The following is a 14,769-nucleotide window of genomic DNA, read 5'->3' on the forward strand; positions in this document are numbered from 1 at the left end:
GGCCGCTACGGAGTACTCCCCGGGTCCGGCGCCGGGCTCGGGGAGCCGGAGGGAGCCGGCGGCATGGAGGAGGCCCCGGCCGACGGGGTCTCCTCCTCGCACGTCACGGAGAAGTCCAGCCACGCCGAGACCGCCCGGGCGGGCCGGCGCACCTCCAGCCGGACCGCGTCGTCGGAGCCGCCACCGGCCCCGCGGCCGGACTCGGTGTGGTCGAACTGCCGGGTCCGTGCGCCGCCCGCCTCGTACGTGACGCTCTGCCAGCCCGCTTCCGAGGCGGCCGCACCGCGGGTCACCCAGCGGTACTCCACCTCGGCGGGGACGGCGGCCACCTCGATCGTGCCGGTGAAGGCGGGCGCGTCGGCCGGGCGCGGCGGGCAGGCGCCGCGGTAACCGCCGTGCAGGGTGTGGACGTACAGCGTCACCTGCTGCCCCGGCGCCGGGCTGCCGCTCGCCGAGGATGACACCGTGGGCGATGCCGAAGGGACCGGCGACGGGGTCGTGGGTGCGGGCGCCGGGCCGGCCGGGCCGCTCCCGCCGCCGGGCGCGCCCGGCCCCCCGCGGTCGTCGAGCAGCAGCCACCCCAGCGTCAGCACCGCCGCGAGCAGCACCACGATCCCGGCGGTCAGCACCAGCCCGGCCCGCGTCCGCCGGGATCGCGGAGCGGCGTCCCGGGTGCCGACGGGCGTCGTGGGCGCGGGGCCGTAGGGACCCGGAGCCGAGCCGTGTCCGTACACCGGTGCCGTCGGCGCGGCGGGCCCCGACGACGCGTACCTCCGGGTCGCCGGCGCGTCCGGCCCCGACCCCGGGCCGCCCGGGGCCCGTACGGTCCCTCCCGCGCCGACGATGCGCAGCATCCGGGCCGCCTCCGCCGCGGGCAGCCGCTCGGCCGGGTCCTTGCGCAGCAGCCCCTCCAGTACGGGCGCCAGCGGCCCGGCCCGGCGCGGCGGCGGCAGCTCACCCTCCACCACTGCCCGCAGCGTGGCCGGCGGGGTGTCCCGGCGGAACGGCGGAGCCCCCTCGACGGCCGCGTACAACAGCACCCCGAGCGACCACAGGTCGGACGCGGGACCCGGCTCACGGCCCAGCGCCCGCTCCGGTGCCAGGAACTCGGGCGATCCCACCACCTCTCCGGTCATCGTGATCGCGGACGAGCCCTCCAGGCTCGCGATCCCGAAGTCGCCGAGGAGGACCCGGCCGTCATTGGCGACCAGCACGTTGGCGGGCTTGACGTCCCGGTGCACCACCCCCGACCCGTGCGCGGAGCGCAGCGCGGCCAGCACCTGTTCGCCGATGTGCGCCGCCCGTTGCGGGGGCATCGGCCCCTCGCCCTCCAGTACCTCCGCCAGCGAGAGCCCGCGCACCAGCTCCATCACGATCCAGGGCCGGCCGTCGTCGGTCGCCACGTCGTAGACGGTCACCACCCCGCGGTGCGAGATCCGGGCCGCCGCCCGGGCCTCCCGCTCCAGCCGCCGGTACATCCGCTCGACCTCGGCCGCGTCCAGCCCGGTGGGAGCCCGGACCTCCTTCACCGCGACCTCGCGGCCGAGCACCTCGTCCCGCGCCCGCCACACCGTGCCCATGCCGCCCCGGCCCAGCGGACCCAGCAGCCGGTACCGGCCGGCGATGACACGCCCGTCCCCATCCACGTTTCCGCTCACCCGAGCCCCCCGTACGCGTTACCGGACGATCACTCCAAGTTAGCGCAGCGGGAGGGCGTCGGCCCCGGTCGTGACGGGACCGCCGCAATGGAGCCGCCGATGCGGATCCGGACCGGTCCGGCCTGTGCGGAGAGTGATCGCCGACTGCGCTGAGTAATCGTCAACTCCCCGTAGGTATAGGGGTAATTCACACCACCGGGATACCCGGGGGCGACGCCGGGACGATAGGGTTAACCTGCCCGGGCCGGGTGCCCTCGTACGGGTGGGGAGAGACATGGAACAGATAGCAATGCGCAGCAGGCCGCCTCGCGTGCCTGCCATCACCTGCGGCAGCAGTGCGACCAGTTCGCGCCTCGACCGCCATCTCGCCGTGCTGGGCGGACCCGCCGTCCCGCACCACGAGGCCGCGGAGGCGACGCTGCTGATGCGCGAACTCACCTCCCGCGACCACACGCACGTCCAGCGGAGCCGGAGCGCGCGCGTCGCGCTGTTCGCGCCGCTGCGCCGGCTGCGGCGCACCCTCTTCGGCAGCCGCCGCTCGTAACTGCCCCTGCGAGGCGGCCGGCCCGGCCGCACCCCCGGCCCCGTCCCGCCCCCGATGCACTCCGGCAGTGCCTTCGGGGCGCCGGTGTGCACCGGCCCTTCCCGGTGGCAGCCGGTGTTCCCGGCCGTGCCTGGCCGTACCCCGCCGCACCCGGCAGCCCGGCGCGCCCGCGCCGGGCTGCCGGGCCCGGTTGCGGGCGCCTGGGAGCCCGGCCGGACCCGGCCGACCGGACTCCCGTAGCGTCAGGCGATCACACCGTCCCGGCGCAGCGCCGTGATCCGCTCGTCCGTCATTCCCAGGCCGCGCAGCAGCGCCCCGGTGTGCTCGCCGAGCGCCGGCACGGCTCCCATCCGCGGCGGCGGGCCGTCCGGCAGCCCGATCGGCGGCAGCAGCGCCCGCAGCGGGCCCACCGGTGAGCCCACCTCACGCCAGCGGTCCCGGGCCGCCAGCTGGGGGTGCGCGGCGAGCCGGGACACCGAGTTCAGCCGTGCGCACGCGATGCCCGCCGCCTCCAGGCGCCCGATCGCCTCGTCCGCACCGAGCGTGGCGAGCGCCTCCGCCACCACCGCGTCGGTCTTCTCCCGGCCGCGGGTGCGTGCGGCGTTCGTCGCGTACGCCGGATCGTCGGCCAACTCGGGTCGGTACAGGACCTGTTGCGCGAGGCGGCGCCACTCGCGGTCGTTCTGTACGGACAGCAGGACGCGGTCCCCGTCGGCCGTCGGGTAGGCGTCGTAGGGTGCGATGACCGCGTGCGCGAGACCGGTCCGTACCGGCTGGCTCCCGCCGTGCATCGTGTGGTGCAGGGGATGGCCCATCCACTCCGCGAGGGCGTCCAGCATCGACACCTCCACCCTGCCCCCGCGCCCGGTGGTCCCGCGGCGCAGCAGGGCGGCGAGCACCCCCGAGAAGGCGTACATGGCGGCCGCGATGTCGGCCGCCGGGATCCCCGCCTTGACGGGCCGGTCCGGGGTGCCGGTCACCGACACCAGCCCCGCCTCGCACTGGACGAGCATGTCGTAGGCGCGTTTGTGCGCGTACGGGCCCTCGGGGCCGTAACCGGAGATGTCCACGGCGATCAGCCGCGGGTAACGGGCGCACAGCGCGGCCGAGTCGATGCCGAGCCGGGCGGCGGCGCCGTGGGCGAGGTTCTGGACGAAGACGTCGGCGCCGTCCAGCAGGCCGTGCAGGACGTCCCGCCCGCGCGGATCCTTGAGGTCCAGCGCGATCGACTCCTTGCCGCGGTTGGCCCAGACGAAGTGCGAGGCGAGGCCCTGGGCGGTGGTGTCGTAGGCGCGGGCGAAGTCGCCGCCGTCGGGGCGCTCTACCTTGACCACCCGCGCGCCCAGATCGGCGAGCTGGCGGGTGGCGAAGGGGGCCGAGACGGCCTGTTCGACGGCGACGACGGTGATGCCGTCGAGGGGCAGCGGATCGGCGGCGGGCGGCGCGGGGTGCGTATCAGGAGCCATGACAGCCTGCCTACCGGCTCGGACCCGGGCCTGTCACCCCGCAGGGTGCCGAGATCTCGCGGGCTCCGCCCGGCCGCCGGGCGGCTGACGGCCCGGGAGGCCGCGGAGCCGCCCCGGTTTCAGCGGCGCCCCGGGAGGCCGCGGAGCCGCCCCGGTTTCAGCGGCGGCCCGGGAGGCCGCGACGGGGCCGCCCCGGTTTCAGTTCAGGCCGCGGGCGAAGCGGCGCGCGGCCGTCGGCCCGAACAGCGCCAGCAGGACCAGGGACCAGAGCACCGCCCCGGCCACCGGATGGGCCGCCGGCCAGGCGGCTCCCGCCACGGCCTCGCCGCCCGCGTTCCCGCACAACACGCGCACCGCGCCCGCCACCGCGCTGATCGGGTTCCACTCGGCCACCGCCCGGAGCCACCCGGGCAGCCCGGCGGTGGGCAGGTACGCGCTGGAGAGCATCGGCAGGACGAAGGTGGCGCTGCCCAACTGCCCGGCCGCCTCCTCGCTCTTGCTCAGCAGCCCCAGATACGTACCCGTCCAGGCCGTGGCGAAGCGGAACAGCAGCAGCACCCCGAGGGCGCCGAGCGCGCCCGGCAGCCCGTGCTCGGTCCGCCAGCCCATCGCCAACCCCACGAGCATCAGCGGCACCATCGACAGCGCGGTGGTCAGCAGATCGGCGGCGGTCTGCCCGAGCGGTACGGCGGCCCGGCTCATCGGCAGCGTGCGGAACCGGTCCATCACCCCCCGGTGGGCGTCCTGGGCGGCGGTGAACATACCGGTCATCAGGCCGTTCGCGGCGGTGGCGGCGAGCAGCCCCGGCACCAGGAACTCCCGGTACTCCGAGCCCGGCATGGCGAGCGCGCTGCCGAAGACGTAGCCGAAGAAGAGCAGCATGGTGATCGGCATCGTCTGGGTGAGGATCAGCAGCGCCGGCGCGTGGCGGGCCTTCTGCAACTGCCGGGTGAAGACGGCGCCGCCGTCGGACAGCAGGGTGCTCATGCCGCGTTCTCCTTCGCGTGGCCGGTGGCGGTGGCGGTGGCGGTGGCGGTGCCGGTGGCGGTGCCGGACCGGACCCGGGTGAGGCGCAGGAACACCTCGTCGAGGGTGGGCGGGCGCAGTGCGGCGTCGGTGAGCGGGATCGCGGCGGCGTCGAGGGCGCGGATGATCCGGGGCAGGGTCAAGCCGGCGTCCAGGACCGTGGCGCCGACCGTGAGGCGTTCCCCGTCCAGGACGGGCCGGCCGCCGGTGAGCTGGTCGAGGACGACCGCCGCTCCCGCGAGGGCCGCCGGGTCGGCGACGGTGACCTCGGCGTAGGACCCGATGCGGGCCTTGAGCTCGGCGGGGGCGCCGCCGGCCACGGCCCGGCCGCCGTCGACCACCACGATGTCGTCGGCGAGCCGGTCGGCCTCCTCCAGGTACTGGGTGGTGAGCAGGACGCTCGTGCCCTCGTCGGCGAGTTCCCGTACGGCCGCCCAGATCTGCTCGCGCGCCGCCGGATCGAGGCCGGTCGTCGGCTCGTCCAGGAACAGCACCCGGGGGCGGTTGATCAGTCCCGCGGCCAGGTCCAGGCGCCGCTTCATACCGCCCGACCAGGTGGAGGCGACCCGGTCGGCCGCCTCGCCCAGGGCGAAGCGGTCCAGCAGTTCGTCGGCCCGGCTCCGGCCGGCCGCACCGCGCAGCCCCGCGAGGCGGGCGAAGAGCCGCAGGTTCTCCCGGCCCGTCAGGTCCCCGTCCACCGAGGCGTACTGGCCGGTGACCCCGATGGCGCGGCGTACCACGGCCGGATCGCGGCTGACGTCGTGACCGGCGACCAGGGCCCGGCCGCCGGTGGGTGCGGTGAGGGTGGTGAAGACGCGGACGGCGGTGGTCTTGCCCGCGCCGTTGGGGCCGAGGAGGCCGCACACCGTGCCTTCCGGGACGGCCAGGTCCAGACCGCGCAGGGCGTGGACCTCCCCGTAACTCTTTTCCAGACCCTCACTAAGTACAGCGTACGTAGTAGTCATGTGTGGCACCCTACCGCACTGCGTACGGTGTACGTAACTACGATGGGGCGATGGACGAGGAGATGAGCGGATGACGCCCGGCGGCCGCACCGCGGAACCCGAAGTGATCTGGGCCCGCCCGCAGCGGGCCGGCCGGGGCCCCCGGCCCGCGCACAGTCGTGACTCGATCGCGGCCGAAGCGGTGCGGATCGCCGACGCGGAGGGCATCGACGCCGTCTCCATGCGCCGGGTCGCGGCCGGGATCGGCGCCGGGACGATGTCCCTGTACAACTACGTCCCGCGCAAGGAGGACCTGTACGAGCTGATGGTCGACGCGGTGAGCGGCGAGTACTCCTACGCCCCGCCGACCGGCGACTGGCACGCCGACCTGCTGGCCCTGGCCCGTCAGACGCGCACGCTCATGCACCGCCACCCCTGGCTGCCCCGGCTGCTGAGCCCGGTGTACGGGTTCGGCCCCAACGCCCTGCGGTACCTGGAGCACAGCCTGGCCTGTCTGGCCCCGCTGGACGTGCCGGACGGGGAGAAGCTGGAGCTGATCGCGGCCGTCAACGGCACGGTGGCCACGTACGTGTCGAGCGAACTGGCCCTGGCCGAACGGGCGCGCACCCTGCCCTGGAGCGAGGCCGAGGAGCAGGGCGTACGGACGGCATGGCTGGCCTCCCGCATCGCGACGGGGGAGTACCCGAGGCTGGCCGCCGCCCTCGCGGGGTGGACGGGCATCCCCGCCGACCTGGGCGAGGCGTTCGACCGCTCGGTGTCGCGGCTGCTGGGGGCGTGGGCGCCGTAAGCCTGGGCCCGCGGCAGCGCTGACCTACAGGAGGGCGAACTGGCCGCCCGGCCCCTCCTCCTCGTGGTCCAGGACCGAGGCCGGGCGCCGGGCCCAGCGCGGCGGGGGCAGTACCCCGGCGGCTTCCAGCGCGGCGGGCGACAGCGACGGCCCCGGCTCGAACGCCGCCCGCAGCGGAGCCAGATCCGCGAGCAGTGCCAAGGTCGTCACCAGGGACAGCAGCTCCGAGGTCCAGGCCTGCGGCCACTCGGCGGGACCCAGGGCCGCCAGCCCTTGCGCCTGCGCCGCCCGGTGGCCGGTGCGGGCCGCGAACCAGGCCTCCAGTACCCGCGCGCCCTGCGCCTCGTACTCCCACGCGGCCGCCGGGACGGGGGAGATGCTCCCGTCCCCCAGGGTCAGCGTCTCGGTCCCCGGGTCGTACGCGAGGGCGGCCGGCCAGGCCGTGACCGCCGAGCGGACGTACGGCCGGCGCCCGCCCGGCAGCCGGGGCGGGTCACCGCCCCGCGCGCCGCGCAGCTGCACCGCGAGCAGCCGCCGGCCCAGCTCCAGCCCGGCGCGCCAGTGCTCCGGGTCGGCGGCGAGCGGGACCTCGTACGCCCCCCGGGGCCCGGGGCGGCCCGCCGCCAGGATCCAGCAGAGGACGTCCTGCGGGGTGACCGGGCCGCCGTGGTGCTCGCCCAGCAGGGCCGCCAGGCCCGGTGCGAGGTTGGGCTCCGCGCCGCCGGGGCGCCGGTACAAGGGGCGCACACGGCCGGGGCGGCCGATCGGCAGATGGGCGGTGACCAGCGGCTCCGGGGCCTCCACGAGGAACAGCTGCGGCTCGTCGCGGACCCGCCACAGTTCGGGGCGGGCCGCGTCGATGAGCCGCTGGTCCGGCAGCAGCCACTGCTCGTCGAAGGGGGCGCGCAGGACGCGTACGGGCTGCGGGCAGGGGCCGGGGGAGACCGCGAAGGGGGTGGTGGCGGAGCGCTGACCGGGCAGCGCGGCCGCCCCGGTGGCGGGCGTACGGCCGCGGGCGGGGCGGAACAACCGCTCCTGCTCCGCGCCTTCGGCTGCGGCGAGCGCCGTCCAGCGGGCCCGCAGGGTGGCGGGGTCGGCGGCCGCGACCCAGTCCCGCCCCAGGCGCGGGGGGCGTACGGCCCAGGGCATCAGATCGTCCAGCAGCGGGTTCTGCGGCGGTACGTCAGGGCTCACGCGGCCGATGGTATCGACGGGCAGCGGTGGCCGGGCCCGCTCCGGGGCCAAGGGTTACGCTCCTTGTGTACGCCTATGTACGCATATCCGACAGGAGGCGGCCATGAGTCAGTACGACGAATACTCGACCCCGTCGCAGGCCGAGGGCGAGCGCCTCGACGAAGACATGGACGAGAAGGAGAAGCAGCAGCGGCACCCGCAGACCATGCGCGGCACGCCCTCCCAGGCGGAGGGAGAGCGGGGTACGGAGGAGGAAGAACGCCCACGGTGAACGGGCGCGGGCCGCGGGCCCGCGCGCCGCTCAGGTCGCGTCGACGGTCACGGTGAACGAGAACCGGTCGCCCCGGTAACGGATCCGCGCGACGTCCACGACCCGGCCGTCCTCGTCGTACGTCACCCCCGTGTAGTGCAGGATCGGGCTGAGCAGCGGGACGGCCAGCAGCTCGGCGGTCTCCGGGTCGGCGAGCCGGGCCTCCACCGTGTCGGTGATCCGGCTGATCCGCACGCCCGCGACGTCCCGGATCACCTTCGTCATCGGCCAGCGCTCCAGATCCGCCGGATCGATCGCGCGGGCCAGCTCCGGGAGCACCGCGTTCTCCGCCCAGTTGCTCGGCTCGCCGGTGTGGCTGTCGTGGCGCAGCCGGCGGTAGGTGACCACCTCCGCGGTGTCCGGGAAGAACTCCAGCAGGTCCCCGGCCACCGCCGCGCGGGTGTGGCCGAGGACCGTCGTACGTTCGCCCGACTGCTGGGCCACGATCGCGTCCACCGAACCGAGCAGCCGCACGGGCGCCCCGCGCCGGGCGCCCGGTTCGATGAAGGTGCCGCGCCGGCGGTGCCGGCTGATCAGCCCCTCGCCCTCCAGCTCCTTGAGCGCCTGGCGCATCGTCAGCACGCTCACCCCGTAGTGCTCGGCCAGCTGCTCCTCGGTGGGCAGCCGCAGCGAGGCGTCCGGGGAGCGCCCCAGTATCGAGGCGCGCAGCGACTGGGAGACCTGGTACCAGAGCGGAAGCTTCCGGTTCAGCACCAGGGAGTCGGGGGCGAAGGCGGTCACGGTGTTTCTCCGTACGGGCGGGACGGGGGCGGGTCTTTCGCGGGCATGGCTTTCGGGGCAGGGTTTTGACGACCGGCACCCTTCAGGCGCGGAAGTGGCGCTCCAGACCCTGCCACACGTCGTCGTACCCGCGCTGGAGGTGCTCGGCGCTCGCCGCCTGGGCGGTGGCGGTGACGGGCCAGCGGGTCTCGAACATGAACGCCAGACCGTCGTCGATCTTCTGCGGCTTCAGCTCCGCGGCGCTCGCCCGGTCGAAGGTCTCGCGGTCCGGTCCGTGCGCGGACATCATGTTGTGCAGCGAGCCGCCGCCGGGCACGAAGCCCTCGGCCTTGGCGTCGTAGGCGCCCTCGATCAGGCCCATGTACTCGCTCATCACGTTCCGGTGGAAGTACGGCGGCCGGAAGGTGTCCTCCCCGACCAGCCAGCGGGGCGCGAAGACGACGAAGTCCACGCCCGCGAGCCCCGGGGTGTCGGAGGGCGAGGTCAGTACGGTGAAGATCGACGGGTCCGGGTGGTCGAAGCTGATGGATCCGATCACGTTGAAGCGGCGCATGTCGTAGACGTACGGGGTGTGCGTGCCGTGCCAGGCGACCACGTCGAGCGGGGAGTGGTCGTAGGTCGCGGACCAGAGGTTGCCGCAGAACTTGTTGACCACCTCGGTCGGCCGCTCGACGTCCTCGTACGCCGCCACCGGGGCCCGGAAGTCCCGGGCGGCGGCGAGGCCGTTGGCGCCGATCGGGCCGAGGTTCGGGAGCTCGAAGGGCTGCCCGTAGTTCTCGCAGACGTAGCCGCGGGCATCCTCGTCCAGCAGCTCGACACGGAACCGGACGCCGCGCGGGATCAGCGCCATCTCGCCCGGGCGGGCGCTGAGCAGCCCGAATTCGGTGCGCAGCAGCAGGCCGCCGCGCTCGGGGACGAGGAGCAGCTCGCCGTCGGAGTCGCTGAACACCCGGTCCGTCATGGGCGCGTTGGCGGCGTAGAGGTGGATGGCCATGCCGGTGCGCTGGGTGGCGTCGCCGTTGCCGCCGAGGGTCCACAGGCCGGCCAGGAAGTCGGTGCCGGGGGCCGGGTCGGGGAGCGGGTTCCAGCGCAGGCGGTTGGGGTCGGGGACCGTCTCGGTGAAGGGCGCGGTGCGCAGGGCGCCGTTGTCGAGGCGGGTGAAGGGCGGGTGCGCGGCCGAGGGGCGGATGCGGTAGAGCCAGGAGCGGCGGTTGTGGGTGCGGGGCTCGGTGAACGCGCTGCCGCTGAGCTGCTCGGCATACAGGCCGAGGGGGGAACGCTGGGGCGAGTTCCGGCCATGGGGGAGCGCCCCGGGAACGGCCTCGGAGCTGTGCTCGTTACCGAAGCCGGTGAGGTACGCCAGTCCCTCCGCGGTCTTCGTGGCCTGCTCGCTGGTGCTGCCGCCGTCACTCATGCAACGCTCCCGGGTCTGCCGTAGGAATCCTATGCCTGACAGTAGGATTTCTGCCCGCCCGCCGTCAACGCTTCCAGGACCGGCGAGGCGGTCCGCGTCCGCTCGGGGAGCGGAGTCCGGGCGGCGGCGAGCGGAGTTCGGGCGATTCGGTCCCGAGGGGATCCGAAAAGGTGAACATTCCTCTACTCTCTCGCGCATGCCGTGGACCCGCAGGATTCCTGCCGTGCCGGCGGTGCTCCTTGCCGCCCTCCTCGCTCTCCTGTCCCTCCTCGCCGCCGCGCCCCCCGCCGCCGCGCACGAGGAGCGCCCCGTCACCCTCCCCGACGGAACCGGCTCCGTGCCCCGGTACCGTACGGCCGAGCCCGACCTGCTGGTCTGCAAGACGGACCGGCCGGACTTCGAGCGCCGGATATCCGGCTTCCCCGAAGACCTCAGGCAGCGCAACCTCGCCCTCTACGAGCGGTGCGAGAAGACCGGCTACCGCCACCTCCAGGACGCCGTCGACGCCGTCGACCGGGCCGGGATGAACATCGCGATCCTGCCCGGCCTCTACGAGGAGGAGCCCTCGCTCCCCAAGCCGACGGGGGAGTGCGCCCACCTCAAGGCCCCCAACTCCGCACTCGGCTACCAGATCCTGTCGTACGAGCAGCAGGAGCAGTGCCGCCACAACCAGAACCTGGTCGCCGTCCTCGGCAAGACGGACCTCCAGATCGAGGGCACCGGCGCCTCCCGGCTCGACGTGGTCATCGACGCCAAGTACCAGAAGCTCAACGCCATCCGGGCCGACAAGTCCAACGGCATCTACTTCCGCAACTTCACCGCCCAGCGCACCACCTTCAACTCGCTGTACGTCCTCGCGGGCGACGGCTTCGTCATCGACGACGTGCTCACCCGCTGGAACGACGAGTACGGCTTCCTGACCTTCGCCAGCGACCACGGCCTGTACAAGAACTGCGAGTCCTACGGGAACGGGGACTCCGGCATCTACCCCGGCAGCGCCTCCAACATCAACGACGGCCGCGGCTACGACGTCCCGCGCTACTCCATCGAGATCACCGGCTGCCACAGCCACCACAACATGGTCGGCTACTCCGGCACCGCCGGGGACTCGGTCTGGGTGCACGACAACGAGTTCGACCAGAACATGGGCGGCGCCTCGATGGACAGCGCCTTCCCCGGCCACCCCGGACTGCCCCAGAACCACGCCAAGTTCGAGCGGAACCTGATCCACGACAACAACGCGGACTACTACCCCAACGTCGCCGACGGCACCTGCGCCAAGCCGCCCATCGAACGCGGCTACGAACAGGGCGTCGTCTGCCCCCAGATCTCCATGCCCCCGGGCACGGGCATCATCACCGCGGGCGGCAACTGGAACCTGTACGAGAACAACTGGGTGTACGGGCAACGGCGCGCGGGCTTCTTCCTCAGCGCCGTGCCCGCGTTCATCCGCGGCGAGGAGGCGTGGTCCAAGCAGGCCGACACCTCCCACCACAACCGCTACGCCGACAACGTCCTCGGCAAGGACAAGTCGGGCGCCTCCCGTCCCAACGGGATGGACGTGTGGTGGGACGGCCAGGGCAGCGGCAACTGCTGGCAACCGGGGCCGGACGGCTCGACCCCCGGCACCCTGCCCGAGTGCGGAGGCCGCCGCGGCTCGGTCTCCGGCGGCTCCGCGCGGCTGGCCGGCGAGCCGGTCAAGCTGGTCCAGCTGCTCGTCTGCGCCGACTACAACGTCCAGGCGCGCAAACTCCCCGCGGGCTGCGACTGGTACGGCGCGCGCGGCCCGGAGCGGGTGGAGACACAGCTCGCCCTCGCCGTGGCCGCCGTACTGCTGCTGGTCGGCGGGGTGCTGTGGCGCCGCCGCCTGCGCCACTCGCGGCTCGGCACGGCCGCGTCGCTGCTGGGCGCGGTGGGCCTGGTGCTGGACGTCGCCGGCTCGACCATGACGCTCGAAGCGACCTTCGTCCCCGCGCTCGCCCTGCTGCTCCTGGGCCTCTGGTGGACGGGAGCCGGCCTGGCGCTGCGGCCGGACCGGCCCTGGCTGGCCCGGCTGACCCTGCTGCTCGGCGCGCTGACCTTGCTCGACGCCTTCGACAAGGCCGTCCTGATGATCCCGTGGATCCCGCTGAGCCCCGCCTGGATCCGCGGCCCCGTGGCGGTGCTCTGGATCCTGTGGGCGGTCGTCGCCTCCGCCCGCCCGGGCCCCACCCCGGCCCGCCCCGCAGGACCCGGCGGCGACCCGGACGGCGACCGCGCCCCGGTCCCGGCGGGCCCGCCCCCGGCCCTGAGCGCCGCAGCCATCCCGGACTCACCGGACACCACCGGAGGGACCCCGTGACCGAGCGCCCCGCCGACCACGCCGCCGCCCATGCCACCGACCGCAGCGCCTGCGACGCCTGCGCCCCGCTGACCCGCCGGGCGCCGCGCCGGCCCCGCCGGACCGCCCGGACCGCAGTCCTGTTCGCGCTCCTGGTGCTGCTCACGGGCGGCGCGGCCACCGGCTGCGGGGGCCGGGCCACCACCCACCACAAGCCGGGCACCAGCCACGAGCAGGCCTCCGGCAACGTCGGCACCCTGCTCCCCGCCCAGGACGGCGCCGGCCACCACCTGCGCGAGGTGCCGGCCGAGGGCGCGCCACAGGTACACCTCACCGCACGCCCCGACTCCGAGGACGGCTGGAACCTCCAGCTGACCGTGACCGGCTTCCGCTTCACCCCCGACAGCACGGGCGGCGCCGCCCTCCCCGGGGCCGGCCACGCCCACCTGGAGCTCGACGGCCGCAAGCTGGCCCGGGTGTACGGCCCCTGGTTCCACCTGCCCGCGGCGCAGGTGCCCGAGGGCGCGCACACCCTGACCGTCCGCCTGTACGCCGACGACCACACCGCCTGGGCCGTCGGCGGCAAGGCGGTGGAGGCCTCCGTCCCGCTGACCGGCGGAGCCCCCGGCGCAGTCGGCCACACCCACGACGCCGCCACCCCACCGCCGGCGACCCCGGAGTCCGACCGGACGGTCACCCTCACCGTCCGGGCCGGCAAGGTCACCCCAGCCCCGGGCCGGATGGAGGTGACGCGCGGCGAGCGCGTGGCCCTGCGGGTCACCAGCGACCGCGCGGACACCCTGCACGTCCACGGCTACGACAAGGAACTCGCCCTGCCCGCAGGCCAGGAGGCCACCCTGATCCTGACGGCCGACCGCACCGGCCTGTTCGAGGTCGAGACCCACGAGTCCGGCCTCGTCCTGACCCAGCTCCTCGTCCGATGACCCCAGCGCGACCGCTCTTGTGCTCCGCCCTGTGCGCGGGGGGTGACCGCGGTGCCCGGGACGTGGTCCCGCACCCGGCCGATCCGGCCGTCACCCTCCTCGCGCACGGGATCGGATCCCAGCACGATCTGCCGATATCTCCCTTCTACGCGTTCGCCGGCGCTTTCGCCGCGCTGTTCGTCTCCTTCCTCGCCCTCGGCCTGCTCTGGTCCACCTCCCGGTTCCGCGGCGACCGCTCCGGACTCGCCCTGCCCGCCGGGCTCCAGCGGGTGGCCGACGCGCCGGCCACCCGCACCACCCTGCGCGGACTCGGCCTCGCCGCAGCCCTCGCCGTACTCCTCCACCTCCTCCTCGGTCCCGACGATCCGGCGCGGAACCCCGCTCCCGGCGCCGTCTACGTCCTGTTCTGGGTCGGACTCGTCCCCGCCTCCCTCCTCTTCGGCCCCGTCTGGCGCCTGCTCAACCCGCTGCGCACCCTGCACCGGCTGCTCGCCCGGGCCCTGCCCCGCCGGGGCCCGGGCCGGCCGCTCCCCGCCGGACTCGGCCAGTGGCCCGCCGCGGTCGGGCTGTTCGGCTTCACCTGGCTGGAGCTCGTCTCACCGGATCCCGCATCGACCACCACCCTTCTGTTCGCCCTCGGCGGCTACGCCGCCGTCCAACTCGCCCTCGCCGCACGCTTCGGCGAGAACTGGTTCGCCGCCGCAGACGCCTTCGAGGCGTACTCCGACCTCCTGGCCCGCCTCTCCCCCCTCGGCCGTCGTGACGACCGCCGCCTGGTCCTCCGCAACCCCTTCAACGGACTCGACGCGACGCCCGAGCGGCCCGGACTCGTCGCCACCGTCTGTGTCCTGCTCGGCTCCACCGCCTACGACGGCTTCTCCGACAACCCCTCCTGGATCAACGCGATACAGACCTCCCCCCTCGGCCGCACCCCCGCGGCCACGCTCGGACTCCTCGGTTCCGTCACCCTCGTCGCCACCCTGTACTGCCTGTGCGCGGCGGCCACCCGCCTCGTCAGCGGCCCGCACCCCGGCCCGCTGACCGCCTTCGCGCACTCACTCGTGCCGATCTCCCTCGGCTATCTCACCGCCCACTACTTCTCCCTTCTCGTCACCGAAGGACCACGCACAGTAATCATGGCACTGGGCACTGACAACGCCCCCGAACCCTTGCCGCCACTGGGCCCCGGCGCCCTCGCCGCCCTCCAGGTGGTCGCCGTGGTCACCGGCCACGTCCTCGGAGTCATCGCGGCGCACGACCGCTCCGTACGCCTCTTCCCGCCGGCGAGGGCCGTCGCGGGCCAACTGCCGCTGCTCGCACTGATGATCATCTACACCATCGGCGGACTCAGCCTCCTGCTGAACTGAGACCGCCGACCCGAGCGCCCACCAGGAGCGGCA

Annotated in this window: 13 protein-coding genes; 6 read left to right on the top strand and 7 right to left on the bottom strand. The window is 74.5% G+C overall.

Features of this window, described 5'->3' with window-relative positions; genetic code table 11:
- Positions 1 to 5 precede the first annotated feature (5 nt).
- Positions 6 to 1,658 carry a serine/threonine-protein kinase gene (locus ACZ4M3_RS32460; protein ID WP_467738745.1) on the bottom strand — a complete coding sequence of 551 codons (1,653 nt, stop codon included), beginning with the start codon at positions 1,656 to 1,658 and terminating at the stop codon, positions 6 to 8.
- Between the two features lie 274 nt (positions 1,659 to 1,932).
- Between ACZ4M3_RS32460 and ACZ4M3_RS32465 the strand changes: the two genes are divergently transcribed.
- A complete protein-coding gene (locus tag ACZ4M3_RS32465) occupies positions 1,933 to 2,202 on the top strand; it encodes a hypothetical protein (protein WP_136214965.1) in 270 nt (89 codons plus the stop codon).
- A gap of 242 nt (positions 2,203 to 2,444) precedes the next feature.
- Here the strand turns inward: ACZ4M3_RS32465 and ACZ4M3_RS32470 are convergent, their stop codons facing one another.
- The 3 genes from ACZ4M3_RS32470 to ACZ4M3_RS32480 form a co-directional block, all read right to left on the bottom strand.
- Positions 2,445 to 3,668, bottom strand: a complete 1,224-nt coding sequence (locus tag ACZ4M3_RS32470) for a CaiB/BaiF CoA transferase family protein (protein ID WP_467738747.1) — start codon at positions 3,666 to 3,668, stop codon at positions 2,445 to 2,447.
- A gap of 198 nt (positions 3,669 to 3,866) precedes the next feature.
- A complete protein-coding gene (locus ACZ4M3_RS32475) occupies positions 3,867 to 4,655 on the bottom strand; it encodes an ABC transporter permease (protein ID WP_467738749.1) in 789 nt (262 codons plus the stop codon).
- The gene (locus tag ACZ4M3_RS32480) at positions 4,652 to 5,659 is read right to left on the bottom strand and encodes an ATP-binding cassette domain-containing protein (protein ID WP_467738751.1); all 1,008 of its coding nucleotides are present in this window, start codon (positions 5,657 to 5,659) and stop codon (positions 4,652 to 4,654) included. The genes ACZ4M3_RS32475 and ACZ4M3_RS32480 overlap by 4 nt, the downstream gene beginning before the upstream one ends.
- 70 nt (positions 5,660 to 5,729) lie before the next feature.
- Between ACZ4M3_RS32480 and ACZ4M3_RS32485 the strand changes: the two genes are divergently transcribed.
- Positions 5,730 to 6,446: a TetR/AcrR family transcriptional regulator gene (locus ACZ4M3_RS32485; protein ID WP_467738753.1), complete on the top strand. Its 717-nt coding sequence runs from the start codon at positions 5,730 to 5,732 to the stop codon at positions 6,444 to 6,446.
- Between the two features lie 24 nt (positions 6,447 to 6,470).
- Here ACZ4M3_RS32485 and ACZ4M3_RS32490 read toward each other — a convergent pair whose 3' ends face one another.
- Entirely contained in the window at positions 6,471 to 7,595 is a 1,125-nt protein-coding gene (locus ACZ4M3_RS32490; RefSeq protein ID WP_467738866.1) for a type ISP restriction/modification enzyme, read from the bottom strand.
- Between the two features lie 148 nt (positions 7,596 to 7,743).
- Here ACZ4M3_RS32490 and ACZ4M3_RS32495 point away from each other — a divergent pair, with 148 nt between their 5' ends.
- On the top strand, positions 7,744 to 7,911 hold the full coding sequence (locus ACZ4M3_RS32495; RefSeq protein WP_467738755.1) for a hypothetical protein: 168 nt from the start codon (positions 7,744 to 7,746) through the stop codon (positions 7,909 to 7,911).
- Between the two features lie 30 nt (positions 7,912 to 7,941).
- Here ACZ4M3_RS32495 and ACZ4M3_RS32500 read toward each other — a convergent pair whose 3' ends face one another.
- Both ACZ4M3_RS32500 and hmgA read right to left on the bottom strand, forming a co-directional pair.
- Positions 7,942 to 8,691, bottom strand: coding sequence for a GntR family transcriptional regulator (locus tag ACZ4M3_RS32500; protein WP_467738757.1), 750 nt, complete (start codon positions 8,689 to 8,691; stop codon positions 7,942 to 7,944).
- Positions 8,692 to 8,773: 82 nt separating this feature from the next.
- A complete protein-coding gene (gene hmgA, locus ACZ4M3_RS32505; RefSeq protein ID WP_467738759.1) occupies positions 8,774 to 10,105 on the bottom strand; it encodes a homogentisate 1,2-dioxygenase in 1,332 nt (443 codons plus the stop codon).
- A 196-nt stretch (positions 10,106 to 10,301) separates the two neighbouring features.
- Between hmgA and ACZ4M3_RS32510 the strand changes: the two genes are divergently transcribed.
- The 3 genes from ACZ4M3_RS32510 to ACZ4M3_RS32520 all read left to right on the top strand — a co-directional run bounded on the left by ACZ4M3_RS32510 (position 10,302) and on the right by ACZ4M3_RS32520 (position 14,736).
- Entirely contained in the window at positions 10,302 to 12,446 is a 2,145-nt protein-coding gene (locus ACZ4M3_RS32510; RefSeq protein WP_467738761.1) for a right-handed parallel beta-helix repeat-containing protein, read from the top strand.
- Positions 12,447 to 12,514: 68 nt separating this feature from the next.
- Complete coding sequence (locus tag ACZ4M3_RS32515; RefSeq protein ID WP_467738868.1) at positions 12,515 to 13,369, top strand: cupredoxin domain-containing protein; 855 nt, start codon at positions 12,515 to 12,517, stop codon at positions 13,367 to 13,369.
- Positions 13,366 to 14,736 carry a hypothetical protein gene (locus tag ACZ4M3_RS32520; RefSeq protein WP_467738762.1) on the top strand — a complete coding sequence of 457 codons (1,371 nt, stop codon included), beginning with the start codon at positions 13,366 to 13,368 and terminating at the stop codon, positions 14,734 to 14,736. Before ACZ4M3_RS32515 ends, ACZ4M3_RS32520 begins: the two co-directional genes overlap by 4 nt.
- Positions 14,737 to 14,769 lie beyond the last annotated feature (33 nt).

Source organism: Streptomyces sp. NPDC026522, assembly GCF_055567555.1.

Excerpts from the sequence above, each read along its gene's own strand:
- ACZ4M3_RS32465 (WP_136214965.1), top strand. The coding sequence starts at position 1,933 with ATGGAACAGATAGCAATGCGCAGCAGGCCGCCTCGCGTGCCTGCCATC.
- ACZ4M3_RS32470 (WP_467738747.1), bottom strand. The coding sequence starts at position 3,668 with ATGGCTCCTGATACGCACCCCGCGCCGCCCGCCGCCGATCCGCTGCCC.
- ACZ4M3_RS32475 (WP_467738749.1), bottom strand. The coding sequence starts at position 4,655 with ATGAGCACCCTGCTGTCCGACGGCGGCGCCGTCTTCACCCGGCAGTTG.
- ACZ4M3_RS32480 (WP_467738751.1), bottom strand. The coding sequence starts at position 5,659 with ATGACTACTACGTACGCTGTACTTAGTGAGGGTCTGGAAAAGAGTTAC.
- ACZ4M3_RS32485 (WP_467738753.1), top strand. The coding sequence starts at position 5,730 with ATGACGCCCGGCGGCCGCACCGCGGAACCCGAAGTGATCTGGGCCCGC.
- ACZ4M3_RS32490 (WP_467738866.1), bottom strand. The coding sequence starts at position 7,595 with ATGCCCTGGGCCGTACGCCCCCCGCGCCTGGGGCGGGACTGGGTCGCG.
- ACZ4M3_RS32495 (WP_467738755.1), top strand. The coding sequence starts at position 7,744 with ATGAGTCAGTACGACGAATACTCGACCCCGTCGCAGGCCGAGGGCGAG.
- hmgA (WP_467738759.1), bottom strand. The coding sequence starts at position 10,105 with ATGAGTGACGGCGGCAGCACCAGCGAGCAGGCCACGAAGACCGCGGAG.
- ACZ4M3_RS32510 (WP_467738761.1), top strand. The coding sequence starts at position 10,302 with ATGCCGTGGACCCGCAGGATTCCTGCCGTGCCGGCGGTGCTCCTTGCC.
- ACZ4M3_RS32520 (WP_467738762.1), top strand. The coding sequence starts at position 13,366 with ATGACCCCAGCGCGACCGCTCTTGTGCTCCGCCCTGTGCGCGGGGGGT.